At 72.1% G+C, this 26859-nt stretch carries 25 protein-coding genes; 11 read left to right on the forward strand and 14 right to left on the reverse strand.

What is annotated here, in order from left to right; all coding sequences use genetic code 11:
- Positions 1-10 precede the first annotated feature (10 nt).
- The gene (locus ACFVYR_RS15515) at positions 11-364 is read left to right on the forward strand and encodes a cytidine deaminase (protein ID WP_384255151.1); all 354 of its coding nucleotides are present in this window, start codon (positions 11-13) and stop codon (positions 362-364) included.
- A gap of 70 nt (positions 365-434) precedes the next feature.
- Here the strand turns inward: ACFVYR_RS15515 and ACFVYR_RS15520 are convergent, their stop codons facing one another.
- Together ACFVYR_RS15520 and ACFVYR_RS15525 are read right to left on the reverse strand one after the other, a co-directional pair.
- Positions 435-773: a P-II family nitrogen regulator gene (locus ACFVYR_RS15520; RefSeq protein ID WP_384255154.1), complete on the reverse strand. Its 339-nt coding sequence runs from the start codon at positions 771-773 to the stop codon at positions 435-437.
- The gene (locus tag ACFVYR_RS15525) at positions 770-2068 is read right to left on the reverse strand and encodes an ammonium transporter (RefSeq protein ID WP_384255156.1); all 1299 of its coding nucleotides are present in this window, start codon (positions 2066-2068) and stop codon (positions 770-772) included. Before ACFVYR_RS15525 ends, ACFVYR_RS15520 begins: the two co-directional genes overlap by 4 nt.
- Before the next feature lie 166 nt (positions 2069-2234).
- On the opposite strand from ACFVYR_RS15525, the gene era reads away from it, so the two are divergent.
- On the forward strand, positions 2235-3197 hold the full coding sequence (gene era, locus ACFVYR_RS15530; protein ID WP_384255159.1) for a GTPase Era: 963 nt from the start codon (positions 2235-2237) through the stop codon (positions 3195-3197).
- Between the two features lie 9 nt (positions 3198-3206).
- On the opposite strand, the gene ACFVYR_RS15535 is transcribed toward era, so the two are convergent.
- The 4 genes from ACFVYR_RS15535 to ACFVYR_RS15550 all read right to left on the reverse strand — a co-directional run bounded on the left by ACFVYR_RS15535 (position 3207) and on the right by ACFVYR_RS15550 (position 7298).
- A complete protein-coding gene (locus tag ACFVYR_RS15535; RefSeq protein ID WP_384255161.1) occupies positions 3207-4445 on the reverse strand; it encodes an MFS transporter in 1239 nt (412 codons plus the stop codon).
- Positions 4442-5812: a GH1 family beta-glucosidase gene (locus tag ACFVYR_RS15540; RefSeq protein WP_384255163.1), complete on the reverse strand. Its 1371-nt coding sequence runs from the start codon at positions 5810-5812 to the stop codon at positions 4442-4444. Before ACFVYR_RS15540 ends, ACFVYR_RS15535 begins: the two co-directional genes overlap by 4 nt.
- 99 nt (positions 5813-5911) lie before the next feature.
- Positions 5912-6178 carry a protealysin inhibitor emfourin gene (locus ACFVYR_RS15545; RefSeq protein ID WP_384255166.1) on the reverse strand — a complete coding sequence of 89 codons (267 nt, stop codon included), beginning with the start codon at positions 6176-6178 and terminating at the stop codon, positions 5912-5914.
- A gap of 43 nt (positions 6179-6221) precedes the next feature.
- Positions 6222-7298 carry a M4 family metallopeptidase gene (locus tag ACFVYR_RS15550; protein WP_384255168.1) on the reverse strand — a complete coding sequence of 359 codons (1077 nt, stop codon included), beginning with the start codon at positions 7296-7298 and terminating at the stop codon, positions 6222-6224.
- Between the two features lie 322 nt (positions 7299-7620).
- On the opposite strand from ACFVYR_RS15550, the gene leuA reads away from it, so the two are divergent.
- From leuA to ACFVYR_RS15570, 4 genes are all read left to right on the forward strand, one after another.
- Positions 7621-9342 (forward strand): 2-isopropylmalate synthase, encoded by a 1722-nt coding sequence (gene leuA, locus ACFVYR_RS15555; RefSeq protein ID WP_384255170.1) that lies wholly within the window; start codon positions 7621-7623, stop codon positions 9340-9342.
- Between the two features lie 180 nt (positions 9343-9522).
- Positions 9523-10254, forward strand: a complete 732-nt coding sequence (locus ACFVYR_RS15560; protein WP_384255173.1) for a TerB family tellurite resistance protein — start codon at positions 9523-9525, stop codon at positions 10252-10254.
- A 67-nt stretch (positions 10255-10321) separates the two neighbouring features.
- Positions 10322-11572 (forward strand): sensor histidine kinase, encoded by a 1251-nt coding sequence (locus tag ACFVYR_RS15565; RefSeq protein ID WP_384255175.1) that lies wholly within the window; start codon positions 10322-10324, stop codon positions 11570-11572.
- A complete protein-coding gene (locus tag ACFVYR_RS15570) occupies positions 11569-12246 on the forward strand; it encodes a response regulator (protein ID WP_384255178.1) in 678 nt (225 codons plus the stop codon). Before ACFVYR_RS15565 ends, ACFVYR_RS15570 begins: the two co-directional genes overlap by 4 nt.
- A 34-nt stretch (positions 12247-12280) precedes the next feature.
- On the opposite strand, the gene ACFVYR_RS15575 is transcribed toward ACFVYR_RS15570, so the two are convergent.
- The 5 genes from ACFVYR_RS15575 to ACFVYR_RS15595 are packed head-to-tail and all read right to left on the reverse strand — an operon-like array spanning position 12281 to position 18881.
- Entirely contained in the window at positions 12281-13216 is a 936-nt protein-coding gene (locus ACFVYR_RS15575; RefSeq protein ID WP_384255181.1) for a dihydrodipicolinate synthase family protein, read from the reverse strand.
- On the reverse strand, positions 13195-14250 hold the full coding sequence (locus ACFVYR_RS15580) for an oligopeptide/dipeptide ABC transporter ATP-binding protein (protein ID WP_384255183.1): 1056 nt from the start codon (positions 14248-14250) through the stop codon (positions 13195-13197). The genes ACFVYR_RS15575 and ACFVYR_RS15580 overlap by 22 nt, the downstream gene beginning before the upstream one ends.
- Positions 14247-16250 carry a dipeptide/oligopeptide/nickel ABC transporter permease/ATP-binding protein gene (locus ACFVYR_RS15585; RefSeq protein WP_384255185.1) on the reverse strand — a complete coding sequence of 668 codons (2004 nt, stop codon included), beginning with the start codon at positions 16248-16250 and terminating at the stop codon, positions 14247-14249. The genes ACFVYR_RS15580 and ACFVYR_RS15585 overlap by 4 nt, the downstream gene beginning before the upstream one ends.
- Positions 16250-17209 carry an ABC transporter permease gene (locus ACFVYR_RS15590; protein WP_384255188.1) on the reverse strand — a complete coding sequence of 320 codons (960 nt, stop codon included), beginning with the start codon at positions 17207-17209 and terminating at the stop codon, positions 16250-16252. The genes ACFVYR_RS15585 and ACFVYR_RS15590 overlap by 1 nt, the downstream gene beginning before the upstream one ends.
- A gap of 28 nt (positions 17210-17237) precedes the next feature.
- A complete protein-coding gene (locus ACFVYR_RS15595; RefSeq protein WP_384255190.1) occupies positions 17238-18881 on the reverse strand; it encodes an ABC transporter substrate-binding protein in 1644 nt (547 codons plus the stop codon).
- Between the two features lie 450 nt (positions 18882-19331).
- On the opposite strand from ACFVYR_RS15595, the gene ACFVYR_RS15600 reads away from it, so the two are divergent.
- Complete coding sequence (locus ACFVYR_RS15600; RefSeq protein ID WP_384255193.1) at positions 19332-20615, forward strand: aminotransferase class I/II-fold pyridoxal phosphate-dependent enzyme; 1284 nt, start codon at positions 19332-19334, stop codon at positions 20613-20615.
- Between the two features lie 95 nt (positions 20616-20710).
- On the opposite strand, the gene ACFVYR_RS15605 is transcribed toward ACFVYR_RS15600, so the two are convergent.
- The 3 genes from ACFVYR_RS15605 to ACFVYR_RS15615 form a co-directional block, all read right to left on the reverse strand.
- Positions 20711-22279, reverse strand: coding sequence for a PH domain-containing protein (locus ACFVYR_RS15605; RefSeq protein WP_384255195.1), 1569 nt, complete (start codon positions 22277-22279; stop codon positions 20711-20713).
- The gene (locus tag ACFVYR_RS15610) at positions 22276-22827 is read right to left on the reverse strand and encodes a PH domain-containing protein (protein WP_384255197.1); all 552 of its coding nucleotides are present in this window, start codon (positions 22825-22827) and stop codon (positions 22276-22278) included. Before ACFVYR_RS15610 ends, ACFVYR_RS15605 begins: the two co-directional genes overlap by 4 nt.
- Positions 22828-22924: 97 nt before the next feature.
- The gene (locus ACFVYR_RS15615) at positions 22925-23602 is read right to left on the reverse strand and encodes an AIM24 family protein (protein WP_384255200.1); all 678 of its coding nucleotides are present in this window, start codon (positions 23600-23602) and stop codon (positions 22925-22927) included.
- A 115-nt stretch (positions 23603-23717) separates the two neighbouring features.
- Between ACFVYR_RS15615 and ACFVYR_RS15620 the strand changes: the two genes are divergently transcribed.
- The 4 genes from ACFVYR_RS15620 (at position 23718) to ACFVYR_RS15635 (ending at position 26551) form a co-directional block, all read left to right on the forward strand.
- Positions 23718-24566 carry an isocitrate lyase/phosphoenolpyruvate mutase family protein gene (locus ACFVYR_RS15620; RefSeq protein WP_384255202.1) on the forward strand — a complete coding sequence of 283 codons (849 nt, stop codon included), beginning with the start codon at positions 23718-23720 and terminating at the stop codon, positions 24564-24566.
- Positions 24567-24576: 10 nt separating this feature from the next.
- The gene (locus ACFVYR_RS15625; RefSeq protein ID WP_384255204.1) at positions 24577-26049 is read left to right on the forward strand and encodes a membrane-associated oxidoreductase; all 1473 of its coding nucleotides are present in this window, start codon (positions 24577-24579) and stop codon (positions 26047-26049) included.
- 149 nt (positions 26050-26198) lie between these two features.
- The gene (locus ACFVYR_RS15630; protein ID WP_384255206.1) at positions 26199-26333 is read left to right on the forward strand and encodes a hypothetical protein; all 135 of its coding nucleotides are present in this window, start codon (positions 26199-26201) and stop codon (positions 26331-26333) included.
- Positions 26330-26551 (forward strand): hypothetical protein, encoded by a 222-nt coding sequence (locus tag ACFVYR_RS15635; RefSeq protein WP_384255208.1) that lies wholly within the window; start codon positions 26330-26332, stop codon positions 26549-26551. Before ACFVYR_RS15630 ends, ACFVYR_RS15635 begins: the two co-directional genes overlap by 4 nt.
- Positions 26552-26859 lie beyond the last annotated feature (308 nt).

Here is a 26859-nt window from a genome sequence, read left to right on the forward strand (position 1 = left end):
TGCTCGGTCCATGACTGAGAGCGCCGCGCTGGACCCCGAGGACCGCAAGATCGTCACCCTGGCTCGTTCCGCCCGGGCCCGCAATGGTGTGCCCGAGGGGGCGGCTGTGCGGGACGAGACGGGGCGTACGTATGTCGCGGGGACCGTGGCGCTCGACTCGCTCCAGCTGTCCGCGCTGCGGACCGCCGTGGCGATGGCGGTGGCGTCCGGCGCGGAGTCGTTGGAGGCGGCGGCGGTCGTCTCCGGCGAGACGGCCGTGCGGGACGAGGATCTCGCGGCGGTACGGGACCTCGGCGGGGCCGGGACGCCGGTGTTCCTCGCGGGGGCGGACGGGGAGGTCCGGGAGCGGGTGGCGGCGGGCTGAGGCCTTCGGCGGGGCTCCGCCCCGGACCCCCGCTCCTCAAACGCCGGAGGGGCTGAAATCGACGGGCCCGTCACACCGCGTCGGGACCCCGTTCCCCCGTCCGCACCCGGACCACCGTCTCCACCGGCACCGCCCACACCTTGCCGTCGCCGATCTTGCCCGTGTGTGCGGCGCGCACGATCGCGTCGATGACCGGGTCCGCGTCAGGGTCGTCGACGACGACTTCGATGCGGACCTTGGGGACCAGGTCGACCTGGTACTCCGCGCCCCGGTACACCTCCGTGTGGCCCCGCTGGCGGCCGTAGCCGCTCGCCTCGGTGACCGTCAGGCCGTGTACGCCGAGTTCCTGGAGGGCCGTCTTCACCTCGTCCAGACGGAACGGCTTGATGACCGCGGTGATCAGCTTCATGCGACGGGGCTCCCCTTCTTGACCGAGGCGGAGCCCACGGGACTCGCCAGGACGCCGTGATCGTAGGCGCTCTCCGCGTGCTGTGTCTGGTCGAGGCCCGTCACCTCGTCCTCGGCCGACGCCCGGAAGCCCAGGAGCCCGTCGATCGCCTTCCCGAGGGCGTACGTGAGCGTGAACGTGTACGAAGCCACCGCGGCGACCGCCACCGCCTGCTTGCCGAGCTGCGCCGCACCGCCACCGTGGAACAGGCCCTCGGCGCCGCCCGTCATCGTGGCCGTCGCGAACAGGCCGATCAGGAGGGTGCCGATCACGCCGCCCACCAGGTGCACGCCGACGACGTCGAGCGAGTCGTCGTAACCGAGGCGGAACTTCCACGCGACCGCGTACGAGCAGACGACGCCCGCCGCGAGTCCGATCACCGCCGCGCCGAGGATGTCGACCACGCCGCACGACGGGGTGATCGCGACCAGGCCCGCCACCGCGCCCGACGCCGCGCCGAAGGTGGTGGGGTGGCCGTCGCGCCGCTGCTCCACGAAGAGCCAGCCGAGCAGGCCCGTGCAGCCCGCGACCAGCGTGTTGAGGAGGGAGGCGGCGGCGAGGCCGTTCGCGCCGAGGGCCGAGCCGCCGTTGAAGCCGAGCCAGCCGAACCAGAGCAGCCCCGCGCCCATCAGGACCATCGGGAGGTTGTGCGGGCGCATCGCCTCCTTGCGGAAACCGATGCGCGGGCCGAGCACCAGGCACAGGGCGAGGCCCGAGGCGCCCGACGCGATCTCCACGACCAGGCCGCCCGCGAAGTCGAGCGCGCCGAGCGAGTCCGCGATCCAGCCGCCGGGACCCCACACCCAGTGCGCCACGGGAACGTATACGACGAGCGTCCAGACCGGTACGAAGACCAGCCAGGCCGCGAACTTCGTGCGGTCCGCGATCGCGCCGCTGATCAGCGCCGCCGTGATCACCGCGAAGGTGAGCTGGAAGGTGGTGAAGAGGAGGGTGGGGACCGTGCCGGTGAGGGTGTCCGGGCCGATGCCCGCCATGCCGAGGTGGCCGACGCCGCCGATCAGGCCCGCGAAGGCGTCGTCCCCGAAGGCCAGCGAGTACCCCGCGACCAGCCACACCACGGTGACCAGCGCGATCGCCACGAAGGACATGAGCAGCATGTTCAGGACGCTCTTCGTGCGGACCATGCCGCCGTAGAACAGGGCGAGGCCCGGCGTCATCAGGAGGACGAGCGCGGTGGCGGCGAGCAGCCAGGCGGTGTCGCCGGTGTCGAGGTGGGGGGCGGCGAAGGTCGTCATGGGGGGAGAGCGTCACGCGCCCGCGTTTCGTAACGGGCACCCACGGGTTTCCGCCGTGTTTCGTGTTGCCGAGCCGCTTGTGGGGGGCTCATGGGGCGGGCTCGGGCGCCGTACGGCGGGCCCCTGCGGGCCGGGCTGTGCGGCGGGGCTTCCGGGATCAGGGACAATGGGCGCCATGAGCGTTCGTACCCCGTCATCAGCCGAGCCGTCCGAGGCCGTCCACCGCGCCGGCTTCGCCTGCTTCGTCGGCCGCCCCAACGCGGGCAAGTCCACCCTCACGAACGCTCTGGTCGGCAAGAAGGTCGCGATCACCGCGAACCAGCCGCAGACCACGCGGCACACCGTGCGCGGCATCGTGCACCGGCCCGACGCCCAGATGATCCTGGTCGACACCCCCGGCCTGCACAAGCCGCGCACGCTCCTCGGCGAGCGGCTCAACGACGTCGTGCGCACGACGTGGGCCGAGGTCGACGTCATCGGCTTCTGCCTGCCCGCCAACGAGAAGCTCGGCCCCGGCGACCGCTTCATCGCCAAGGAGCTCGCCTCCATCAAGAAGACGCCGAAGATCGCGATCGTCACCAAGACGGACCTCGTCGACAGCAAGACCCTCGCCGAGCAGCTCATCGCCATCGACCAGCTCGGTGCGGAGCTCGGCTTCGAGTGGGCCGAGATCGTGCCGGTCTCCGCCGTCGGCGACCAGCAGATCGGCCTCCTCGCCGACCTCATCGTGCCGCTGCTGCCCGAGGGCCCCGCGCTCTACCCCGAGGGCGACCTCACGGACGAGCCCGAGCAGGTCATGGTCGCGGAGCTGATCCGCGAGGCGGCGCTGGAGGGTGTGCGCGACGAACTGCCGCACTCCATCGCGGTCGTCGTCGAGGAGATGCTGCCGCGCGAGGACCGGCCGGCCGACAAGCCGCTGCTCGACATCCACGCGTTCGTCTACATCGAGCGGCCCAGCCAGAAGGGGATCATCATCGGTCCCAAGGGCAAGCGGCTCAAGGATGTGGGGATCAAGTCGCGGAAGCAGATCGAGGCGCTGCTGGGTACGCCGGTCTTCCTCGACCTGCACGTCAAGGTCGCGAAGGACTGGCAGCGGGACCCCCGTCAGCTGCGCAAGCTCGGGTTCTGAGGACGGGCTCTACTCCACCCCTCCGATCCGCGTCACAAGGCCCGCCCCCACCAGCCCGATCACCGCCGCCGTCACGTACAGCACCCGGTAGCCGCCCAGGTACGTGACGATCGGGGCCGCCATCGCGGGGGCCGCCACCTGGGGCAGGGAGTTGGCGATGTTGATGACGCCGAGGTCCTTGCCGCGGTCCATGGCCGTGGGCAGGACGTCCGTCATCAGGGCGAAGTCCACCGACGTGAAGACGCCGAAGCCGATGCCGAGCACAGCAGCCGCGACGACCGCGCCGGGCCAGGTCTGCCAGCAGGCGAGCAGGCCCGTCGCGACCGCCATCAGCGCCCCCGACCAGATCACGAAGGGCTTGCGGCGGCCCACCCGGTCCGACCAGGCGCCGCCCACCACGACCGTGGCGAGCATCGTCGCGCCGTTCACCGCCGTCAGGATCAGCACGCCCTGCTCCGGGTCGGCGTACGCCAGGCGGTCGCGCAGGAAGTACAGCAGGTAGAGCAGCACCACCGAGTTGCTGACGTTGATCAGGAAGCGGGTCAGCCAGGCCCAGGCCAGGTCCGGGTGGCCGCGGGGGCTGAGCCGGAAGCCCGCCAGGAACTCCCGGCGGTTCCACGGCGGCCGGTCGGCCGGTGTCAGGCGCAGGTCACGGTGGCGTACGACGTAGGGCAGCACGCCCGCCGCCGTGCAGAGCGCGCAGGCGGCGTACCCCGCGACCGTCCCGCCCGCCGCCGTCGCGAGCCCCGTGCCGACGACCACGCCGAGCAGCTGCGCCGCGCCGAGCCAGCCGCCCACCGAGCCACGCTGCGGACGCGGCACGCGGTCGGGGACGGCGGCCGTGACCGCGGCGAAGGCGGCGTTCAGGGTGAGCTGGACCAGGCACCAGCCCGCCGCGAGCCACCACACCGAGCCCGCCGCGGAGAGCAGCAGCAGCGCTGCGGCGCCGCCCGCCGTGCCCGCCACGATCCACGGGGTGCGCCGGCCCCACCGGGACGTGGTGCGGTCCGAGAGCGCGCCGAAGAGCGGGTTCGCGGCCAGTGAGACGACCGCGCCCGCGCCCGTCACCCAGGCGAGGACCGTCTCCTTGGAGGTGCCCGCGGGGGCCAGGTCCTCCGCCTGGAGGGCGAGCAGGATCTGCAGCGGGCCGTACCAGCCGACCCAGATCGCGCCGTTGGCGAGGGACAGGGAAGCCGTCCAGCCGCGGCCGACCCGCTCCGTCGGTTCCCGCAGTGCGACCGTGGTCACGGGCGCCGCGCCCGCAGGGTCTCGCGCAGCCAGTGGTACGACGCCTTGGGCGTGCGCTCCTGGGTGGCGTGGTCGACGTGGACGAGGCCGAACCGCTGCCGGTAGCCCTCCGCCCACTCGAAGTTGTCGATCAGCGACCAGACGAAGTACCCGCGCACGTCGACGCCCGCCTCCAGCGCCCGGTGCAGCGCCCGCAGGTGGCCGTCCAGGTAGGCGATCCGCTCCTGGTCGTCGAGGCCGTCGTACGAGCAGCCGTTCTCGGTGATCACGAGGGGCGGGAGGCGGTCGCCGTAGCGGTCGCGGAACGCGGTGAGCAGTTCGGTGAAGGCCTCCGGGACGACCGGCCAGCCGAAGTCCGTGACCGGGTACCCCTCGATCTCCCGGGGGGCGAAGGGGAGTTCGGGCGGGAGTGTGACGCCGGAGAACTCGGCGGCCGTGCCCTCGGGCGGTGGGGCGCCCACCTTCGTCGGCTGGTAGAAGTTGATCCCGTACCAGTCGAGGGGCTCGGCGATGACCTTCAGGTCCGCTTCGAGGTCGTCCGTCGGCATCAGCTCCCCGAAGCCCTCCGGGTAGCGGCCGAGGAGCAGCGGGTCGGCGAAGAGGCGGTTGAGGAGTACGTCGTAGAGGTCCGCCGCGGCGCGGTCGCCCTCGGCGCCGGAGGCCGGCCAGGTCGGGCCGTGCGAGTTGGCGATGCCTATGTCGTGGGCGCCCGCCGCGCGCAGCGCCCGTACGGCGAGGCCGTGCGCGAGGAGCTGGTGGTGGGCGGCGGGCAGCGCGTCGAAGAGGAGCCGCTCGCCGGGGGCGTGCTGGCCGAGCGCGTGGCCGAGCAGGGTGTGTTCCGCGGGCTCATTGAGGGTGATCCACTTGGTGACGCGGTCACCGATGCGGGCCGCCACCACGGCCGCGTACTCGGCGAACCGCTCGGCGGTCCGCCGCTCCAGCCAGCCGCCGGCCCGCTGGAGGGCGAGCGGGGTGTCCCAGTGGAAGAGGGTGGCGACGGGGCGTACGCCCGACGCGCACAGCTCGTCGACGAGGCGGTCGTAGAAGTCGAGTCCCGCGGGGTTCAGCGCCCCCGCGCCGGCGGGCAGCACGCGCGGCCAGGAGACCGAGAAGCGGTAGGCGTCCACGCCGAGGTCCCGGACGAGCGCCACGTCCTGGCGGTAGCGGTGGTAATGGTCGCAGGCGACCTCGGCCGTCGAGCCGTCCTTCACGTTCCCCGGCTCGGCCGTGAACGCGTCCCAGACCGAGGCGCCGCGCTGGTCGGCGGCGCCCTCGATCTGATGGGCCGATGTGGAGACGCCCCACAGGAAACCGTGGGGGAACTGGGGGAACGGTTCTCTCGCCGGTGTCGCCGCGCTCGCTGCCATGGGCGGGATCTTCCGGACCGGCCGGTACGGAAGTCAATGGGTGCGCCGAAGAAAGATGAACAACCCTCAGGTTCCAGTCCTCGGCGCCCCTCAAGGGCCTCAGGCGCCTTCCTTCAGCACCCGCGAGATCAGCCTCCGCTGCGGCTCCGTCAGCCGCGGGTCCGAGCAGTACACCGTCCGCCCGTCCACCGTCAGCTGGTAGTTGAAGCCGTCGGGCACCCCTATCCGCGGGGCGTCCCGCCCGTCGGCCAGGGCCTTCTCGGCCAGGGCGTGCCATTCCGGGGCATCGGCCAGCAGCGAGGTGTCCACCTCGGCGTGCCGGTCGATGCCCGCGAAACCTCCGGTCCGCTTCACCTGGATACGCATGGGTCCTGTCTACTGCACCCGGTGGGCGGCCGGTAGCGCGTCATCAGCCGTTGGTGGGCACCTTGACCGTGGACCACGCGTCGATGACGGCCTTGAGCTCGTCGCCGTCGCCGAACTTCGCCCGCGCGGCGGCCACCGTCAGCTTCGCGAAGTCCGTGAAGGACGCGTCCTGCGCCAGCTCGCCGCCGGTCAGGACGGCGTACCAGATCTCTCCCGCACGCTCCCACGAGTGACCGCCGAGGGCGTTGGCGACCAGGTAGAACGCGCGGTTGGGGATGCCGGAGTTGATGTGCACGCCGCCGTTGTCGCGGCCCGTGTTGACGAAGTGGTCCATGTCGGCGGGTTGCGGGTCCTTGCCGAGCACGTCGTCGTCGTACGCGGTGCCGGGCTCCTTCATCGAGCGCAGCGCCTTGCCGGTGACGCGCGGGGCGAGCAGCCCCGCGCCGATCAGCCAGTCGGCGTCGGCGGCGGTCTGGCCGAGCGTGTACTGCTTGATCATCGAGCCGAACACGTCCGAGAGGGACTCGTTCAGGGCGCCCGGCTGGCCGAAGTAGGTGAGGTTCGCCGTGTACTGCGTGACGCCGTGGGTGAGCTCGTGGCCGATGACGTCCACGGGGATGGTGAAGTCCAGGAAGATCTCCTGGTCGCCGTCGCCGAACACCATCTGCTCGCCGTTCCAGAAGGCGTTGTTGTACTCCTCGGAGTAGTGGACGGTCGCGATCAGCGGCAGGCCGTTGTTGTCGATGGAGTTGCGCTCGTACGCCTTCTGGTAGAGCTCGAAGGTCGCGCCGAGGCCCGCGTACGCGCGGTTCACGGTGGCGTCCTTGCCGGGCTTCTCGCCCTCGCCGCGGACCTTGCGGCCCGGCAGCTCCGTGCGGTGCCGTGCGTCGTGGATGGTGCGGTGCGGCTTGCCCGCCGCGGCTTCCTTGGGCGGGCTCACGCTGGGCGCGCCGATGACGGTCGTCAGGCGGCGCTGGGTGCGCTCGAAGGCGTCCCGCTGCAGGGTGCGGCGGGCGGGTGCGGCGAGCGCGGGGTCCTGGCTCCGGGCGAGGGCGTCCAGGACGTGCGGTGGCACGATGGAGCAGAAGACAGGCTCGAAGCCTGCCGGATTGGTGGTCATGGCGGCAATGTGGCACTGGGTCATGCCGCTGTCACTACCAGCCACCATGATTGGTGAAATAGAGGCATACGGGGGCCTGAGCTTCGCTCAGCGTGGTACAGGGCACTTTCCGGCCGGAATCCGACACCGGTCCCGCATACTGATACGGGCCCGCGCACGGAACGCGGCTCGGCTAGGCTGCGGCACATCATGCGATTCGGGCTGCTTCTCCTTAGCTGCCGCGGCGAGGGCCTGTAGTCGAGGCCGACCCCCTCCCCGCGGAGTTCGGCGTTGCGCTAAGACCGTCGGCCGTCCTTCAGGACACTTCCGAGGAGCCCCGCACATGCCGAACTTCCAGCGCCCCACGTCCCTGCCGGTCCACAAGTACGGGCAGTACGAGCAGGTCGACATCCCCGACCGCACCTGGCCGGACAAGCGGATCACCGTAGCCCCCCGCTGGCTCTCCACCGACCTGCGCGACGGCAACCAGGCGCTGATCGACCCGATGTCCCCGGCCCGCAAGCGCGCCATGTTCGACCTGCTGGTGCGGATGGGCTACAAGGAGATCGAGGTCGGCTTCCCCTCCTCGGGCCAGACCGACTTCGATTTCGTACGCTCGATCATCGAGGACGAGGACGCGATCCCCGAGGACGTGACGATCTCCGTCCTGACCCAGGCCCGCGAGGAGCTCATCGAGCGGACCGTGGAATCCCTGAAGGGCGCCCGGCGCGCGACGGTCCACCTGTACAACGCCACCGCCCCCGTCTGGCGCGACGTCGTCTTCCGCGGCTCGCGCGACGCCGTCAGGCAGATCGCCGTCGACGGCACACGCCTGGTCATGGAGTACGCGGACAAGCTGCTCGACGACCGTACGACCTTCGGCTACCAGTACAGCCCGGAGATCTTCACCGACACCGAGCTGGACTTCGCCCTGGAGGTCTGCGAGGGCGTCATGGACGTCTGGCAGCCCGACGCCGAGCGCGAGATCATCCTCAACCTGCCCGCCACCGTGGAGCGCTCGACGCCCTCGACCCACGCGGACCGCTTCGAGTGGATGTCCCGCCACCTGTCCCGGCGCGAGTTCGTCTGCCTCTCCATCCACCCGCACAACGACCGCGGCACCGCCGTCGCCGCCGCCGAACTGGCCGTGATGGCCGGCGGCGACCGCGTCGAGGGCTGCCTGTTCGGCCAGGGCGAGCGCACCGGCAACGTCGACCTGGTCACCCTGGGCATGAACCTCTTCAGCCAGGGCGTCGACCCGCAGATCGACTTCTCGGACATCGACGAGGTCCGCCGCGTCTACGAGTACTGCAACCAGATGGAGGTCCACCCCCGCCACCCCTACGCGGGCGACCTCGTCTACACCGCCTTCTCCGGCTCCCACCAGGACGCCATCAAGAAGGGCTTCGACGCGATGGAGTCCCGGGCCGCCGCCGCGGGCAAGACCGTCGACGACATCGAGTGGGCCGTGCCGTACCTGCCCATCGACCCCAAGGACGTCGGCCGCTCCTACGAGGCCGTCATCCGCGTCAACTCGCAGTCCGGCAAGGGCGGCATCGCGTACGTCCTCAAGAACGACCACAAGCTGGACCTGCCGCGCCGGATGCAGGTGGAGTTCTCGAAGATCATCCAGAGCAAGACGGACGCCGAGGGCGGCGAGGTCACGCCCGCCGCGATCTGGAGCGTCTTCAAGGACGAGTACCTGCCCAACCCCGAGAACCCCTGGGGTCGGATTCAGGTCAAGAACGGCCAGACGACGACCGACACGGACGGCGTCGACACCCTCACCGTCGAGGCGACCCTGGACGGCGATGACACCGTCCTGACCGGTACGGGCAACGGCCCGATCTCCGCGTTCTTCGACGCGCTGCAGGGCATCGGCATCGACGTACGCCTCCTGGACTACCAGGAGCACACGATGAGCGAGGGCGCGTCCGCGCAGGCCGCCTCGTACATCGAGTGCGCGATCGGCGACAAGGTGCTGTGGGGCATCGGCATCGACGCCAACACGACACGCGCGTCCCTGAAGGCCGCCGTCTCCGCCGTCAACCGCGCGGCACGCTGATCCACCGACCGGTTCCGCCCGGTTTCATCCGGCCCCGTCCGCCGATCCGGCGGGCGGGGCCGCGTCGTCTCCCGGCCATGTCCGGCCCGCTCTCCCGTACGAGGTGCTGACGCCACATCATCGATGTGGCTAACATCACGCCAACACGGCAATGCAGCCGGGGAGTTACGGAGGTGCGTGGTGCTGCCAGCTCGGGGACAGGACGGCCGGAATACCCGCATCCCCGCCAAACCGGTCTCGCGCGGGCGAGCGCTGTGCAGGCGCGTGATCGGCATGCACACCGCCTGGGACACCGTCGGCGACGGCGAGTTCTTCTGTCCGGGCTGCGGCGGCGACCGCAACTACCAGCGGCTCACAGGACGGCGCCGCTTCGTCCTGCTCGGCCTGCCCGTCGTGCCGCGCGGCACCCGCGGACCCGTCGTCCAGTGCGCCGCCTGCCAGGACCTCTTCGACCCGGACGTCCTGGACCACCCCACCACCACCCGGCTCGCCGCGATGCTCCGCGACGCCGTGCACACCCTCGTCCTCGCGGTCCTCTCCGCCGGTGGCACCGCCTCGCGCTGCACCCTGGACACGGCCGTCGCCGCACTGCACGGCGCCGGGCACGACGACTGCACCGAGGAACAGCTCGTCGCCCTCGTCGAGGCGCTCGCCACCGACGCCGGACGCGCCACCGGGCCCGACTGCGACCCCGGCCTCGCCATAGAACTCCACGAGGCGCTCGGCCCGCTGGCCCCGCACCTCGCTCCCGCGGGCCGCGAGGCCCTGCTCCTCAAGGGCGCCCGCATCGCCCTCGCCGACGGCCCGTACACCACGGCCGAGCGGGACGTGCTCGCCACGGCGGGCTGCGCGCTGACGATCTGCTCGGAGGACGTGACGCGCCTCCTCGCGACGGCGCGGACACCTTCCTGACGGCAGACGTCCTGCCGAGGACGGGCGGCGGTCTCCCGCGCCCTTCCGCGTACCGGAAGATGGTGGGGTGGAATTACCTGTCGCGGTCCGGGGCACTGCGTCGGGCGCCGCCGCCCGCCGCGACCTCGTCGAGCGTCTCCTCGGGCCCGCGGCCCCCGGCGAACGGCTGCGCGCCGACGCCCTGCTCGCCGCGGCCATGGCCGTGAGCGCCCTCGTGGTCGTGCGGGCCGTGCGGGACAACGGCAGGACGCCCGACGCGTACGGCTGGGCGCTGCTGCTCGCCGCCCACGTCCTCATCGTGTGGCGCCGGCGCGCCCCGATGCGCGTCATGATCGCCATGCTGGCGATCCTGCTGCCCTACCACTACCTGGAGAACAACCACACCGCGCCGATGGCCGTGACGATGGCCGCGCTGTTCACCGTGGCCTCCCGCTCCCGCCCCCGGCACACCGTCCTGGTCGGCGCCGCGGGCATGGCCGTCATGCTCGGCGTCAAGTTCCACCAGGGCATGGCCCAGGGCGCGGAGACCCTGCGCATCTCCGGCTGGGTCGTCGCCTTCCTGCTGCTCGGCGTGTACGTACGCATCCACCGCCAGTACGTCACCTCGGTGGTGGAGCGGGCCGAGCGCGCGGAACGCACCCGCGAGCAGGAGGCGCGCCGCCGGGTCGCCGAGGAGCGGCTGCGGGTCGCCCGCGACCTGCACGACCTGCTCGCGCACAGCATCACCCTCGTGGGCGTCCAGACGTCCGTCGCCGCGCACGTGCTGACCGCCGACCCGGAACGGCTCGACCGCGCGGCCGTCGCCAAGGCACTCGACGACGTCGCCGAGACCTGCCGCAGCGCCCGCGGCGAACTCCGTGCCACCCTCCAGGTGCTGCGCTCCGGCACGGAGGACGAGGCCAGAGGGCCGTTGCCGGGCCTCGACGGGCTGCCCGACCTCGCCGCAGCGGCCCGCGTGTCGGGCGCCCGCGTGGAGCTCGCGGTCGCGGAGTGCGAGGCCCCCGCCGCCGTGGGCGCGGCGGCCTACCGCATCGTGCAGGAGGCGCTCACCAACGTCGTACGGCACGCGGGTCCCGGCAGCACCGTGCGGGTGTCGGTCGGCACCGCGGACGCGGCGCTTTGCGTGCGGGTCACGGACGACGGGGGCGGCGGCAGGACCGAAGAGGCGGGGCACGCGCCGGGGTTCGGGCTCGTCGGGATGCGGGAGCGGGCCCGCTCGGTCGGCGGCACCCTGGACGCGGGGCCGCGGCCCGAGGGGGGTTTCATGGTGTCGGCGGTGCTGCCCCTCGTACCCCTGTCCCTGGGAGGCCCCCGATGACCATCCGTGTGCTGCTCGCCGACGACCAGACGCTGGTGCGCGCCGCGTTCGCGATGCTCGTCGACTCGGCGCCCGGCATGGAGGTCGTGGGGCAGGCGGGCACGGGACGCTCGGCGGTCGACCTGGCACGCACCGAGCGCGCGGACCTCGTCGTCATGGACATCCGCATGCCCGACCTCGACGGCATCGAGGCGACGCGGCTGCTCGTGGCCGACAGGGACCTCGCGGGCGTGAAGGTCCTGATCCTGACGACGTACGACACGGACGAGCATGTCGTCGACGCGCTCCGCGCCGGCGCGTCCGGCTTCCTGGTCAAGGACACCAGACCCGCCGAACTCCTCGACGCCATCCGCACGGTGGCCGCCGGCGACGCGCTCCTGTCACCGGGGCCCACGGCCCGCCTCATCGCCCGGGTGCTGCGGGCGCCGGACGCCGGGCAGCCCGTGACGGGCGGCCCCGAGGGCCTCTCGGAGCGGGAGCGGCAGGTCCTGCGGCTCGTCGCGCGCGGCCTGAACAACCAGGAGATCGCCGACACGCTCGGCCTGAGCCCGCTGACCGCGAAGACGCACGTGAGCCGCATCATGGGCAAGCTGAGCGCCCGCGACAGGGCCCAACTCGTCATCATGGCCTACGAGTCGGGGCTGGTGGCGCCCGGCTCGGTGGCGGCGCCCTGACGGCCCGCGTCATGTCCCCGGCCCTCCGTGCCCGTCACAGCAGCCCCGCCGCCGCCAGGTGCTCGCCCACCCGCGCCGTCTCCGCCGCCGACAGCGGAATCTGCGGCTCCGCCGTGGCCGGGCAGTCGATCACCCCGCGCAGATGCAGCGCCGCCTTGAACGCGCCGAGCGCCGCGGAGCTGCCGCCCATCCGCGCCGGATCCCCGGCCGTGACCATCCCGAACAGCCCGCACAGCCGCTCCTGTTCGGCCCGCGCCCGCTCCCAGTCGCCGTCCTTGCAGGCGCGGTAGAGGGCCGCGTACCCCCGCGGGTCCACGTTTCCGAGACCGGGCACGATGCCGTCCGCGCCCATCGCGAGCGCCGCGTCGGCCGTCACCTCGGACCCGGTGAGCACACTGAACCCCGCGAGCCCCGGCTCCGAGCGCTTGCCGAGGACGACGCCGCGGAAGGCGCCCTCGTCGCCGCTGGAGTCCTTCAGGCCCGCGATGACGCCCTCCCCGGCCAGGCGGAGGACCAGCTGCGCGCCCAGCTTGGTGTGGACGGCGACCGGAATGTCGTACGCGAGGACCGGCACCGCGCAGCCCCGCGCGACCAGCCGGAAGTGCCGGGCGATCTCGGCGGGATGGGTCCGCGTGTAGAAGGGGGCGGTGACCACGACGGCGTCCGCGCCCGCACCGGCGAGGGCCCGCGCGTGGTCGAGGACGCGCGGCGTCGTCATGTCGATGGCCCCGGCCAGGACGGGCAGCTCACCGCCGACGTGACGTACGACCGTGTCGACGACGAGGGCGCGCTGCCGGTCCGTCAGGTACGCCGCCTCCGAGGTCGAGCCCAGCACGAAGAGACCGTCGACGCCGCCCGTCACCAAGTGGTCGACGAGCCGGACGAGTGAGGCCGTGTCGACCTCGCGGTCCGGTGTCAGCGGGGTGCAGACGGGCGGGACGACACCGGTCAGCGGGGTGGGGACGGGCATGGACGCTCCCTGGACTGGGCGGAGGCCGTGGCGGCGGCCTGGGTGACGAGGTCGTGGGTCGACTCTGCCTCGTCGACGGGGTGGAAGCAGCGGAACTCGTGCCCCGGCCCCGCCGCCCGGGCGTCCGGCATGGCGGTGGCGCACACGTCGTCCGCCTTCCAGCAGCGGGTGCGGAACGGACAGCCGCTCGGCGGCCGGGTCGCCGAGGGCACGGGCCCGGCCAGCGGGATCGGGTCGATGGGGTCGAGCAGGCCCGGCGTGGCGGAGAACAGGGCGCGCGTGTACGGGTGCCGGGCCCGGTCCAGGACCTCCCCGGCCGGCGACTCCTCGACGATCCGCCCGAGGTACATCGTGACGACGCGGTCGCTCATCCTGCGTACGGTCTGGATGTCGTGGGAGACGAAGACCAGGGCGAGGCCCAGGCGCTCCTTCAGGTCGAGCAGCAGGTTGAGGATCTGGGCCCGCACCGACACGTCCAGGGCGCTCGTCGGCTCGTCGGCGACCACGAGGGAGGGTTCGAGGGCCAGCGCGCGGGCGATCGCCACGCGCTGCCGCTGGCCGCCGCTGAGCTGGCCGGGCACGCCGTCCGCGAGGCCGGGCGGCAGGCCGACAAGCGCCATCAGTTCGCGTACGCGCGCGTCCCGCTGGGCCCTGGTGCCGCGCCGGTGGACGTCCAGGGGGTCCCGGAGGATCCGGCCGACCGGGAGCCTGCGGTTCAGGGCGGTCGACGGGTCCTGGAAGATCATGCCGGTGTGGGTGCCGATGGAGCCGCGGCGTTCTGCCGGGTCCATCGCCCACAGGTCGCGGCCGCGGAACGAGACGGTGCCGGTGGTCGGGCGCTGGGCGCCGACGAGGACTTTGGCCAGGGTGGATTTGCCGCAGCCGGATTCGCCCACGATCCCGACGGTTTCGCCGGGGGCGGCCTTGAGGGTGGCTTCGGTGAGGGCGTACACGTGGTCCCGGGAGAAGAGACCTCCCGACCTCGCCCTGTGGACCACGTGGACGTTGTCCAACTGCACGATGGGGGTCGTCATTCGGCTTGCCCTCCGTCGTGGCTCGCCGCGCGGTTCCCCGCGCCCCTGCGGGGCACGGTCGCCGGGTGGTGGCAGGCCGTGGTGTGGGTGCGGGGGCCCGTCAGCGCGGGAGGCTCGGAACGGCACACCGCGCTCGCCATCGGGCACCGGTCCGTGAACCTGCACCCCGCGGGGAAGTCCGCAGGGGACGGCACCACGCCCTTGATCTGGGTGAGGCGTTGTGCCGCCGACTCCAGGGAGAGCACCGAGCCGAGCAGGCCGCGTGTGTAGTGGTGGGACGGGGATTCGACGAGGTCGGCCGTGACGCCGGTCTCGACGATCTGGCCGCCGTACATCACCACCACCCGGTCGGTGACGTCGGCGACCAGGGCCAGGTCGTGCGAGACGAGGATCAGCGCGAAGCCCAGCTCCTCGCGCAGTCGGAGCAGGAGCTGGATGATCTGGGCCTGCACGGTGACGTCGAGGGCGGTGGTCGGCTCGTCGGCGACGATCAGTTTCGGGTCGCGGGAGAGGGCCATGGCGATCAGGACGCGCTGGCGCTGGCCGCCGGAGAGTTCGTGCGGGTAGCTGCGCAGGGTGCGGGCGGGGTCGAGGCCGACCAGTTCGAGGAGTTCGACAGGGGTGCGGCGGCCACCCCTGCGTACGACCTGCTTGAGCTGGGAGCGGACCGTCATGGCGGGGTTCAGCGACGACAGCGCGTCCTGGTAGATCATCGCCATGTCGTGGCCGAGCAGGCGGCGCCGGGCGCGCATGGGCAGGCCGATGAGCTCCCGGCCGTCGAAGGTGACGCGGCCGCCGACCTCGGCGCCCTTCGGTTCGAGGCCCATCACGGTCAGCGCGGTCAGCGACTTGCCGCAGCCCGATTCGCCGACCAGGCCGAGGACTTCACCGGGCCGTACGTCGAAGCTGATGCCGTCGACGATGTCCCTGCCGCCGTGGCGCCGGGGGAAGGAGACGGTGAGGCGGTCGACGCAGAGGACGGGGGCGCCTGTCGGCAGGGGGCGGGCGCGGGAGCGGAGGCGGTCCGCCGCCTCGGTCAGGCCGGGCAGTTCGAGGACGTGGCCGCTGCCCGGCTCGGGGGTCTCCAGGCGGTCCTTCGCGCGCGCCGCGCCCGCGACGTCCCGGCCGGAAGGCGCCGCCCACGCATCCGACACGCCCTCGGAGAGGACGTTCAGGGAGAGGACCGTGAGCAGCATCAGGAGGCCGGGGAAGACGGTCGCCCACCAGCCGCCGATCAGGACCATGTTCTTGCCGTCGGCGATGACGCTGCCCCAGGACGGGTCGGGGGGCCGCACCCCCGCGCCGATGAAGGAGAGCGACGCCTCGAAGACGATGGCCTCGGCGACCTGCACCGTGCAGAAGACGAGGATGGGCGCGGCACAGTTGACGGCGACGTGACGGATCAGGATGTGCGGGGTGCGGGCGCCGATGACGCGTTCGGCGACGACGTAGTCCTCGCCGTACTGGTCGAGCACGTTGGCCCGTACGACCCGGGCGACGGGTGGGGTGAACAGGAAGGCGATGGCGCAGATCAGGACGAGGATGCCGCCGCCGAAGACCGCGACGAGCACGGCGGCGAGCGCGATGCCGGGGAACGCCATGACGACGTCGAGGCAGCGCATCAGCGTCTCGTCGACGGCCTTGCGGGAGGTCGCGGCGACCGCGCCGATCACGGCACCGACGACGAGGGCGAGCAGGGTGGCGCCGAGCCCGATCGCCAGCGACCAGCGCGCCCCGTACATCAGTCGGCTGAGGATGTCGCGGCCCAGGCTGTCCTGGCCCATCCAGTGGCTGCCGGAGGGGTGGCCGGTGCCGTCGGTCTGCGGCTGCTGGTCGAGCGGGTCGTAGGGGGCGAGGAGCGGGGCGAACAGGGCCACAAGGACGACGAGGGCGATGACGCCGACCGCGACCCGGGACAGCGCGGGAAGGTTCCGCAGCGAGCGCAGCCGGAGGCCGGGCACGGAGAGCCGCTCGGTCAGTTCCTTGCGCGAGGCGGGCATCAACTCGTCCCCCTCAGGCGCGGGTTGACCAGGAGGTGGAGGATGTCGATGGCGAGGTTCACGACGACGAATCCGACGGCGGTGGTGATGACGACGCCCTGCACGACGGCCGGATCGCCGTTTTTCACGGCGTCGATCATCAGCTTCCCCATGCCGGGCAGCGAGAAGATCGTCTCGATGACCACCGCGCCGCCGAGCAGGTAGCCGACGCGCAGGCCGAGGACGGTGAGCGGGTTGATGAGGGCGTTGCGCAGGACGTTGCGGCCCACGACCACCACCGGCGGCAGACCGCAGCCGATCGCCGTGCGCACGTAGTCCTTGTCCAGCTCCTCGACCACCGCCGTGCGGATGATGCGGGTGAGGCCGGCCGCCACCGGCAGCGAGAGCGCGAAGGCGGGCAGCGTCATGGTTCTGAGCCACCCGGTGAAGGAGTCGGCGGGGTTGATGTAGCCGCCGGTCGGGAACCAGCCGAGGTCCACCGCCAGGTACTGGATCATGAGGAGCGCCAGCCAGAAGCCGGGCGCCGCGACACCGGTCAGGGAGACGACGCGGATCAGCTGGTCCGGCAGCCGGTCGCGGTAGATGGCGGCGGTGACGCCGAGGGTGAGGGAGAGCACCACGGCGATGCCGAGGCCGAGGAAGGTGAGCTGCACGGTGAGCGGCAGGGCGGTGGTGACCTGGTCGACGACGGGGGAGCGGTTGAGGACGCTGATGCCCATGTCGCCTCGCAGGAGGTCGCCGACAAAGGCGATGTAGCGCACGGGCAGCGGGTCGAGAAGCCCGTTCTCCTCGCGGAAGTCGTGCAGCTGCTCGGGGGTCGGGTTGGCGCCCTGGAAGAACGCGGACGCCGGGTCGACGTCCGAGAAGCGCATCACGAGGAAGACGAAGAGGACGATGCCGAGCAGCAGCGGGACGAGGAGGGCGACGCGGCGGGCCAGGATTCTGAGGACTGCGGTCACGGCGTGGAGCTCCTGAACCGGTCGGGTGTCAGACCCACTTGGCCTGCAGCAGATTGATCCCCGGGTAGGGCTGGGCCTTGACGCCGGTGATCTTCTTCGGGTCCCAGGCGGTCATGAGTTCGTTGTGGACCACCGGGTAGAGCACGGCCTGTTCCGCGACGACGTCGATGTACTCCTGGACCATGGCCTTCTTCTTGCTCGCATCGGGCTCGCGGGTCGCCTGGTCCATGTCCTTGAAGAGCTTCTTGGCGACCGGGTCGTCGGCCCAGCGCGCGTAGCCCATCCACAGGTTCTCGGCGCCGTAGTTGTAGTGCATGATCAGGTCGGCGTCGAGCCCGAACTGGTTGGGGTTGGAGGCGGCGGCGACCACCTGGAAGTCCTTCTTCTGGTCCAGCTTGCTGAAGACGGCGGTGGTCTCCTGCGGGTCGAGGGTGACCTCGACGCCGAGCTTCTCCCAGCCGTCCTGGATGGTCGGCAGGCAGTCGACGATCCAACTGACGTTGACCGCCATGAGGTTGACCTTCAGCTTGCCGACTCCGGCCGCCTTCAGGAGCTTCTTCGCCTTCGCCAGGTCGTAGCCGTAGACGGTCTTCGCGGGCCGGTAGGAGGGGTTGGCCTCGTTGAGGAAGGACGTCGACGCCTTGCCGTGGCCCCGGAGGGCGGCCCGGATCATCTTCTCGCGGTCGATGGCGTAGTGCAGTGCCTGGCGGACGCGGGCGTCGTCGAACGGTTGGTGCGCGGTGTTGAAGAGCAGGAAGAGGTTGTTCATGCCCGCGCCGCCCTCGACGGTCATCCCGCCCCTCTTGAGCTGCTCGATGTTGGCGTACGGGATGTTGTCGGCGATCTCCGCGTCCGCGCTGCCCCCGGAGATCTTCGCGACGCGCGGCGCCGCGTCCACGATGGTCAGCCAGTTCATCTTCTTGAACGCGGCCTTGCGCGGGCCGTTGTAGTCGTCGAAGGCCTCGAAGGTCGTGTTCGACTTCGGGTGGTGCGAGGCCTGCCTGTACGGTCCCGAGCCCACCGCCTTCCCCTTGGTCGCGTCGTCCCAGGCGCCCGGCCTCGAGAAGACGTGCTTCGGCATGATCTTGGCCAGGGAGAGGCGCGCGGCGCCGTCGGGGAAGGGGAACTTGAGGATCAGCTCGACGGAGGTGGCGCCGGTCTTCCTGACCTCCTTGAGCCAGCTCGCGAAGAAGCCCTTGGCGAGTGTCTGGGTCTTCGGGTCGAGGATGCGGTCGAAGACGAACACCACGTCGTCGGCGGTGACGGGCTTGCCGTCGTGCCACTTGGCTCCCGGCCGCAGGGTGAACTTCCACGTGGTCGCCCGGAGGTCGTTCGGGATCTCGGTGGCGAGCGCCGCGTAGGGCTCGCGGGTGATCGGGTCGGTGCCGAGGAGCCCCTCGTAGATGTGCTCGTTGCCTGCCATCGCGAAGGCCGACGCGGTCTGCGTCGGGTCCCAGCTGCCGTCGTTGCCGTAGCCGATGACGGCGGTCAGCGTCGAGCTGCCGCCCTGCCCTCCGCCCCCGGTCTCGTTGGTGGACTCGGGCCCCGACGAGCAGGCGGAGAGCGTGGCGGTGACGGCGGCTCCCGCGCTGAGCGCGCCGGTGTACCTGAGGAAGGAGCGGCGGTCCGGCGCGAGCGCGCGGCGCACCGTACGAGAGGTCGGATCGGTCACTGTGTCTCCCTTGCCTCCCTGAGAGGTCCCACGTCCTACGTCGTGGGTGGCGTGGCGACGATAGGAGGGGGAAGAGGGCCGGTCAAGGCCTCCGGCACGGGCGCGCGGAGGGGTGGGCCGGATGAGGTGCGGGGGCCAACCGGCGGCCCGGCCAGGGGTATTGGGGGCGGCGACCGGTCGTGAGGGAGGCGTCGGGCAGGGGTGCGGGGGGTGCTGAGGCGATCATGAGGGTGACATCGGGAAAAGATGTGCGGGACGCGGCACCGGTCGCGCGGCCCGTGACCACGCAGGTCGGCACAGGCTCTGAGGGGTCACAGCGAATGGTCGCGGGGATGCACCGGCCCCCCGACGTCACGGTCGCGAAGCGGTCGTCCGCGCCCCGGCCCCGGCCGGCTTTGTATCCTCGGCGGGCGCCAACCACCGAAAGCGGCACCTGCGAGAGGCACCACCATGACCACCGAGCTGAGCCCCGACACCCAGGCCCTGGCCGGGCTGCTTGAGCAGGCCAGGAAGGAGTACGCGGACCTCGCCGGGCGCGGACTCTCCCTCGACCTGACCCGGGGCAAGCCGGCGCCCGAGCAGCTCGACCTCGCCGAGGAGCTGCTGAGCCTGCCCGGCGGGCGGTACACGGCCGCCGACGGCACCGACGTACGCAACTACGGCGGGCTCCAGGGGCTGCCCGAGCTCCGCGAGATCTTCGCCGAACTGCTCCAGGTGCCCGCGGGGCAGCTGCTCGCCCTCGGCAACTCCAGCCTGGAGCTGATGCACGACTGCCTCGTGCACGCCCTGCTCGGCGTTCTGCCCGGCGCCGAGTCCCGCTGGGTGGAGCAGGAGCGGATCGCGTTCCTGTGCCCGGTGCCCGGCTACGACCGGCACTTCGCGCTCTGCCAGCGCTTCGGCATCGACATGATCCCCGTGCCGATGACGGCGGACGGTCCCGACATGGACGAGGTCGAGCGGCTCGTCGCCGAGGACCCCGCGGTCAAGGGCATCTGGTGCGTGCCGAAGTACAGCAACCCCGACGGCGTCGTCTACAGCGACGAGACCGTGGCGCGGCTCGCCGCGATGCCCACCGCCGCGCCCGACTTCCGCGTCTTCTGGGACAACGCGTACGCCGTCCACCACCTCACCGACGAGCCCGCCGGGATCGCCGACCTGCTCGCCGCCTGCGCGCGGGCCGGGCACGAGGACCGGGCGTTCGTCTTCGGCTCCACCTCGAAGATCACCGCGGCGGGCGCGGGCGTCGCGTTCTTCGGCTCGTCGCCCGCCAACGTGAAGTGGCTGCTCGCGGCCAACCAGAAGCGGTCCATCGGCCCCGACAAGGTCAACCAGCTGCGGCACGTGATGTTCCTGAAGGACGCGGACGGCGTACGCGCGCACATGGAGCGCCAGCGTGCCCTGCTGCAGCCCAAGTTCGCGGCGGTCGCGCGGATCCTGGAGGCCGAGCTGGGCGGCACCGGCCTCGCCACGTGGACCTCGCCGAAGGGCGGCTACTTCGTGACGCTGACGGTCCCGGACGGCTGCGCCAAGGAGGTCGTACGCCGCGCCGCGGAGGCCGGCATCGTGCTGACCCCGGCCGGTGCGACGCACCCCTACGGGGACGACCCGCGCGACGCGGTCATTCGCGTGGCGCCCAGCTATCCGAACCTCGCGGAGCTTGAGCAGGCGATCTTGGGGCTGGCGGTGTGTGTGCGGCTCGTTGGCTATGAGCGGGGCGTGGTGGCGGTGCGCTAGGGGGAGTTTCAGGGGCGTGGGCGTCCGTTTATCTGTGCGGGTCGGCTGTGGTTGGGTGCGCAGTTCCCCGCGCCCCTTGGGGGGTGGGCGTCCGTTTACCTGTGACGGTCGGCTGTGGCTCGGCGCGCAGTTCCTCGCGCCCCTGGGGGGTCCGGGGTCTCTTCCAGGAATGGGGTCAGGAGGCCCGGGACCGCTCGTTCCGCGAAGGTCAGGCCCTCGCCCTCGTCCACGTCGTACGCCGCGTACTCCTGCGCGCCCGCCGCCGTCGTCGCGCTCAGCGTCACCAGGCCCGCCCGGCGTTGCAGCACGGACTGCTTGACGGTCCAGCCGATCACCCCGCCGCGCCGCAGGGCCACCGTGGACCGCCGCAGCGTCCCGGACCGCACCACGAGATAGTCGCCGTCGAGCGCGTGCCCCAGGCTGCGGTACGCGTCGCACGCGAGCGCCACCGCGAGCGGCACGAGGACCACCGCGGCCCCCGCCCCGAGATAGTTCAGGACCGGCACGCCGAGCAGCACCCCGAGCAGGACCAGGAGGAGGGCGGGCGTGAGCGCCGCCGACACCGCCCAGCGGATCCGCCGGGCCCGCGCCGCCCGCGGATGCGGCGTGAGCCGCGCGGCGGTGGGCGTCTCCGGCTCCCGCAGGACCCGTGCCGCCACCTCCGCGGCGAGTGCGCGGGGCGCCGCGGGCAGCAGGGTGCCCGGACCCGCCTGGTCCTCCTCGTCCCGGCGGGAGAGCCCCGTGGCGACCGCGTCCACGCGGGCCGCCCCGGACAGCCGCAGGCCGAGCGGCTCCACCACGTCGACGCCGCGCAGCCGCGCCTCCTCAAGGGAGACGGAACGGGTCGTGAAGAGCCCGCGCCGCACCCGCAGCGTCCCGCCGGGCTCGCGCTCCAGGCGGTAGTTCCACCACATCTCGACCCAGAGCCCGAGCGCCCCCACGGAACCGGCCGCCAGCGCCCCCACGATCAGGGCGAGCACCATGCCCGCGACCGACATCCCGCGAAAGACGTCACCCACCCACTCGATGACCTCATCCTGCACCCCGAACCACTCGCTGACCTGCATGATCGCCCCGCCCGCCGCGGCGGCGAGCGCCGAGGTGACGAAGGACAGTGGGGCGTAGCGTATCCAGCGGAGGTCGAGCGCGGCGATGGCGCCCGAGGCGTCGGCGGCGGCACTCGGAGCCGTCCGGCTCAGCAGTTCGCGCCGCAGCCGTTCGCCCTCCGCCCTGCGCACGGGCCTGAGTTCGAGCGTGGCCTCCTGCCCCGCGCTCTGCTCACCGGTGCCGATGCGGACCTCGACCAGGCCGAGGAGGCGCAGCAGCGGGTGGGCGACGAGGTCGACGGAGCGGATGCGCTCCCGGCTGAGGGAGCGGTGTTTGGCGAAGAGGATGCCGCTGCGCAGCTCGGCGCGTTCGGGGCCGATGCGGTAGCGGCTGTGGCGCAGCCGCAGCGCGTCGAGGCCCACGCCGCTCGCGATGAGCAGCGCGCTCAGGCCGACCGCCCAGGCGATCACGGGGCCCATGGGCACCCAGCCCTGGAAGCTGAGGGTGACCGGCAGGCCGACGGCGGTCACCACACCGCCCGTCATCTGGACGGTGACGAGCAGCGAACGGCGGTCGAGCCGCCGCCAGTCGTGGTCCTCGGCGAGCTCGCCGCTCACGTCGCGTCGCCCGGTGTCGCCTGGGTGACGAGCGCGAGCCGCTCGGCGAGTTCCGCCGCCGTCGCGTGGTCCAGGCCCTTGACCTTGAGCGCGCCCTTGGCGGACGCCGTGGTGACCGTGACGGTGGAGAGCCCGAAGACGCGCTGCACGGGTCCGCGCATCGTGTCGACGGTCTGGAGCCGCGACATGGGCGCGATCCGGCCCTCCGTCCAGAAGAAGCCGGTCCGCACGTACACCGCGTCGTCCGTGACCTCCCAGCGGTGGACCTTGTACCACCACAGCGGCAGCAGCGCCCCGACCGGCAGACCGCCCGCCGCGATCACCGCGGCGGGTAGCAGGAGCCAGAACCTGGCAGGGGTGATGAGCACGCCGAGCAGGCCGAAGAGCGCCACCGGGGCGGCGGCCGTCAGCAGCAGCTGCGTACGCCACCAGGCGACGGCACGGCGGTCCAGGGGGTGGCGCGGTGGCCGCAGCCGCACGCCTGCCCCCGGAGTTCTCGCGGCTTCCCCGGCTCCCTCGACTCCTTGGTCAACAACGTCAACAACCATGAGACGAAAGGTACTTGCCCGCCCGAGTTGCCTGCTCACCGGCTGTAGCCGGACTCGGCCGATCGTCGACCGCGACCGGCGCCGATCCGGCCACCTCCTAGTGCTGCTGCGCCTTCTGCGGCGTCGCCTCGCTGGGCCGCACGATGACGTGCCCCTCACCCTCCAGCTTCAGCTGCACGGCCTCGCCCGAGCCGCCGCGGAGCATCGAGCCGATGGACTGCGAGCGGTGCAGGGAGGTGCTGAGGTGGGCGGTCCAGCCGACCACCGCGTCCGTGTCGACGTACACCGGCTGCTGCGGCGAGACGGGAATGACCAGCGGGCTGCCCTCACACATCAGCCCGAGCTGGCCCGCGCCCGTGAAGACGCTGTTGAACAGCCCGCCGCCGGTCATCCCCGCGCCCTTCACGGTCTTGATCTCGTACGAGAGGGTCGCGTCGAAGCAGAGGACGTTGCGGCCGTTGACCGTGAGGACGTCGCCGGGCTCGACGTCGACGATGAAGCAGTTCTGCGCCTCGTGCGCGAACCACGCCTCGCCCTGGCCGCGCACGGCCATCAGCGGCAGCCCCTCACCGGTCATGGCACGCTTGAGCATGCCGCCCACACCCTGCCCCTTGCGCTCGAACTGCAGGTCGCCGCGGTAGGCGATCATCGCGCCCTGCCGGGCGAACATCTCACCGCTCACGGCGTACTTGACGGATTTGGCGTTCTGCAAGGTCATGCCGGGGGCGTGGGCCGGCTGGGCCATGTGGTCGCTGGAGAACAGGTCACTCTTCATGCCGGTATCTTGGGCCACTTGTCGTGATCGGGGAAGCGTGGCCCCTCCGTGGGCCGTGAAACGCGGCGGTGACGTTTCGGCCCGCGCCGAAATGTGACGCTCTTACGGTCGTGGCATGACGCTTGCCCACGAGGAGTTCCGCGACCTGCACCGCGCCGGTGCGCCCCTGCTGCTGCCCAACGCCTGGGACCACGCATCGGCCGCCGCGTTCGTCGCCGCCGGGTTCCGCGCGGTCGGCACGACCAGCCTGGGGGTGGCGGCCGCGGCGGGGCTGCCGGACGGGGCGGGCGCCGCGCGCGCCGAGACCGTCCGCCTGGCGCGCGGCTTGACCCGGCTCGACGCGCTGGTCAGCGTCGACATAGAGGGCGGCTTCAGCGACCGGCCCGAGGAAGTGGCCGCACTGGTCGCCGAGTTGGCGGACATGGGGGTCGTCGGGGTCAACATCGAGGACGGTCGCGCGGACGGCACGCTGCGGGACGCCACGCACCAGTGCGAGATCCTCGGCGCCGTCCGGGAGGCGGTCGCGGGGCGGCTCTTCGTCAACGCCCGCACGGACACGTACTGGTTGCGGGACGCGGAGTGGGCGGACCAGACGGCGGACCGGCTCGCCGCCTACCGACAGGCGGGCGCGGACGGGCTCTTCGTGCCGGGAGTACGGGATGTGCGGGGTGCCAGGGACGCGCGGGGTGCCCGAGACGCCCGGGATGCCAGGGACATCCGCGTCATCGCGGAGCTGGTCGCGGGCCTCGACGCCCCGCTCAACGTCCTCCACACCCCCGGCGGCCCCGCCCTCCCGGCGCTGGCCGAAGCGGGCGTGGCGCGGGTCAGCTGCGGTTCGCTGCTGTTCAGGGCGGCGCTGCGGGGGGCCTTGGCGGCCGTCGAAGCGGTGGCGCGGAGCACGCCGTTGGCCTCGGGCATCCCTTCGTACGCGAAGACGCAGGCGTTGTCGGACGCCTTCGCCTAGAGTCCGGGCGGTGGAGATCACGGAACTGACCGACGCCGAAAGGCGGGTGTGGGAGGCGGTCCCGCTGGGGCGGACCGTCGACTTCCGGGAGCGGGACGGGGAGACCGCGGCGCTCGGCGCGGAGTGGGGCGCCGAGAGGACCGTACGCGCCGAGGTCCTGCGGGCACTGCTGCTCGGCGCCGCCCGGCGGGACGGCGAGATCCCCGTCCTCCGGGTCACCGGCGCGCGGATCACCGGCCGGCTGAACCTCCAGTACGCGGAGGTCGCGGGCCCGATCCACCTGTGGGCCTGCTACTTCGACGAGGCGCCCGACCTGTACGGGGCGCGGCTGCGCCAGCTGTACCTGGGCCGCTCCGTGCTGCCCGGCCTGCACGCCGTCGCGCTGCGCGTCGACGGTTCGCTGCGGATGACCGGGTGCCGGGTGCGGGGGCCCGTCAGGCTCGGCGGGGCGCGGATCTCCGGGGCGGTCTTCTTCGACGGCGCGCGCATCGGGGAGGAGGGGGTGCGCCATTCCGAGCCCGTCCTGGCGCTCAATCGCGTCACCATAGACGACGAGTTCCAGGCGAACGCGGGCTTCACGGCCCACGGCATGGTCCGCCTCACCGGTTCGGTCATCGCGGGGAACATCACGCTCGACGACGCGGTGCTCAGCAACCCGGGTTCCACGGCGCTGCACGCGGCGAACTTGAGCGGGGGCGCGGATCTGCATGCGATGCGGGCCAGGGTGTACGGGCGGATCAGCCTGCGGGGCGCCCGTATCCCGGGACAGCTCAACTTCGCCCATGCCCGTCTGTCCAACCCGGGCGACATGGCTCTGCACGCCAGCAGTGTGACCGTCGGTGAGTTGTGGTTGCGTGAGGCCGCGCCCGTCGAAGGCTCGGTCAATCTGCGCCGGGCCCAACTGGACCTGCTGCACATCGCCCCCGAGACCTGGCCGGACGAGGTCCGCCTCAGCGGCATGACGTACAACACGCTCGATCCGCACGAACCGGCCGCGCGACGGCTCCAGGCCTTGGAACGGGACACCGACGGGTTCATCCCGTTCGCGTACGAGCAGCTGACCGCCGCGTACCGTCGCAGCGGCGACGACGCGGCGGCGCGGACCGTCCAGCTGGCCAAGGAGCGGCGGCACCGGGCGACGCTGGCGTGGTACGCCCGGCTCTGGGGCCATCTCCAGGACGTGACCGTCGGCTACGGGTTCCGGCCCACGCGGGCGGCGGCCTGGCTGCTGTCGTTGCTGCTTGTGGGGACCGTCACGTACGCGATACGGCAGCCGCCCGCGCTGAAGCCGGAGGAGTCACCGGAGTTCAACCCCCTCTTCTACACGCTGGACCTGCTGCTCCCGATCGTCGACTTCGGGCAGGAGCGGGCGTACGCCGCGCAGGGGGCGTACCAGTGGTTCGGGTATGCCTTGGTCGTGCTGGGGTGGACCCTCGCGACGACGATCGCGGCGGGCGTCACTCGGGCGATCAGCCGTCAGTAGGTGCCATGGCCAACGGCCTTTCACTGCGCCCCAGTTGTCGAGGACGGACCCCTGCCGAGTCTAGACACAAAACGTCACCGCAGGGGTGCGAAGAGTGAAAGCCGACGGCGACGGGGAGCCACGTGTAGGCGGATGGAAAGCATCACGCAGTGGCATGTATCGAACATGCGGAGGAAACCGTGAAGGAATTGCGCGCCGCGCTCACGCAGGCGGAAATCACGCTGCCGTCACTGGGGATCGGTACCGCGGCCCGGCTCGCGGCGGCGCCGAGGAGGCCCGTGTGAGTCTCGACCTGCCCATCGGGGCGTACGTGGTGGACACCCGTAGTGGTCAGGTGGGCCGGGTCATGGGGCACGAGGGGCCGTACGTCCAGTTGCGCCCCTACGGAGGGGGCCGCGAGTGGGACTGCGCTCCGGAGGTGATCCGCACGGCGACGACCGCGGAGCGGCTGAGCGCGGCGACGGCGTACGCGAACGCCCGGAGCCGGGGCGAGGTGCCTTGACGGACAGCCGGCGGGTACCGGGGCCCGCCACCCCGCCGGGATACGCGAGAATGGCCCCATGAGTCTGTTCCGCGACGACGGCATCGTGCTGCGCACCCAGAAGCTGGGCGAAGCGGACCGCATCATGCTGCTGTCTTCCGGGGGGCGACCCCCGTACCCCCGGCCGGGCACCCGTGGGGGTCGGCAATGAGTCTGTTCCGCGACGACGGCATTGTGCTGCGCACCCAGAAGCTGGGCGAAGCGGACCGCATCATGCTGCTGTCTTCCGGGGGGCGACCCCCGTACCCCCGGCCGGGCACCCGTGGGGG

Origin of the sequence: Streptomyces sp. NPDC058284, assembly GCF_042881135.1 — a bacterium.
GTDB lineage: Bacteria > Actinomycetota > Actinomycetes > Streptomycetales > Streptomycetaceae > Streptomyces.

Excerpts from the sequence above, each read along its gene's own strand:
- ACFVYR_RS15545 (WP_384255166.1), bottom strand. The coding sequence starts at position 6,178 with ATGCGTATCCAGGTGAAGCGGACCGGAGGTTTCGCGGGCATCGACCGG.
- ACFVYR_RS15540 (WP_384255163.1), bottom strand. The coding sequence starts at position 5,812 with ATGGCAGCGAGCGCGGCGACACCGGCGAGAGAACCGTTCCCCCAGTTC.
- ACFVYR_RS15610 (WP_384255197.1), bottom strand. The coding sequence starts at position 22,827 with ATGGTTGTTGACGTTGTTGACCAAGGAGTCGAGGGAGCCGGGGAAGCC.
- ACFVYR_RS15600 (WP_384255193.1), top strand. The coding sequence starts at position 19,332 with ATGACCACCGAGCTGAGCCCCGACACCCAGGCCCTGGCCGGGCTGCTT.
- leuA (WP_384255170.1), top strand. The coding sequence starts at position 7,621 with ATGCCGAACTTCCAGCGCCCCACGTCCCTGCCGGTCCACAAGTACGGG.
- ACFVYR_RS15575 (WP_384255181.1), bottom strand. The coding sequence starts at position 13,216 with ATGCCCGTCCCCACCCCGCTGACCGGTGTCGTCCCGCCCGTCTGCACC.
- ACFVYR_RS15615 (WP_384255200.1), bottom strand. The coding sequence starts at position 23,602 with ATGAAGAGTGACCTGTTCTCCAGCGACCACATGGCCCAGCCGGCCCAC.
- era (WP_384255159.1), top strand. The coding sequence starts at position 2,235 with ATGGGCGCCATGAGCGTTCGTACCCCGTCATCAGCCGAGCCGTCCGAG.
- ACFVYR_RS15620 (WP_384255202.1), top strand. The coding sequence starts at position 23,718 with ATGACGCTTGCCCACGAGGAGTTCCGCGACCTGCACCGCGCCGGTGCG.
- ACFVYR_RS15525 (WP_384255156.1), bottom strand. The coding sequence starts at position 2,068 with ATGACGACCTTCGCCGCCCCCCACCTCGACACCGGCGACACCGCCTGG.
- ACFVYR_RS15580 (WP_384255183.1), bottom strand. The coding sequence starts at position 14,250 with ATGACGACCCCCATCGTGCAGTTGGACAACGTCCACGTGGTCCACAGG.
- ACFVYR_RS15570 (WP_384255178.1), top strand. The coding sequence starts at position 11,569 with ATGACCATCCGTGTGCTGCTCGCCGACGACCAGACGCTGGTGCGCGCC.
- ACFVYR_RS15515 (WP_384255151.1), top strand. The coding sequence starts at position 11 with ATGACTGAGAGCGCCGCGCTGGACCCCGAGGACCGCAAGATCGTCACC.
- ACFVYR_RS15585 (WP_384255185.1), bottom strand. The coding sequence starts at position 16,250 with ATGCCCGCCTCGCGCAAGGAACTGACCGAGCGGCTCTCCGTGCCCGGC.
- ACFVYR_RS15550 (WP_384255168.1), bottom strand. The coding sequence starts at position 7,298 with ATGACCACCAATCCGGCAGGCTTCGAGCCTGTCTTCTGCTCCATCGTG.
- ACFVYR_RS15520 (WP_384255154.1), bottom strand. The coding sequence starts at position 773 with ATGAAGCTGATCACCGCGGTCATCAAGCCGTTCCGTCTGGACGAGGTG.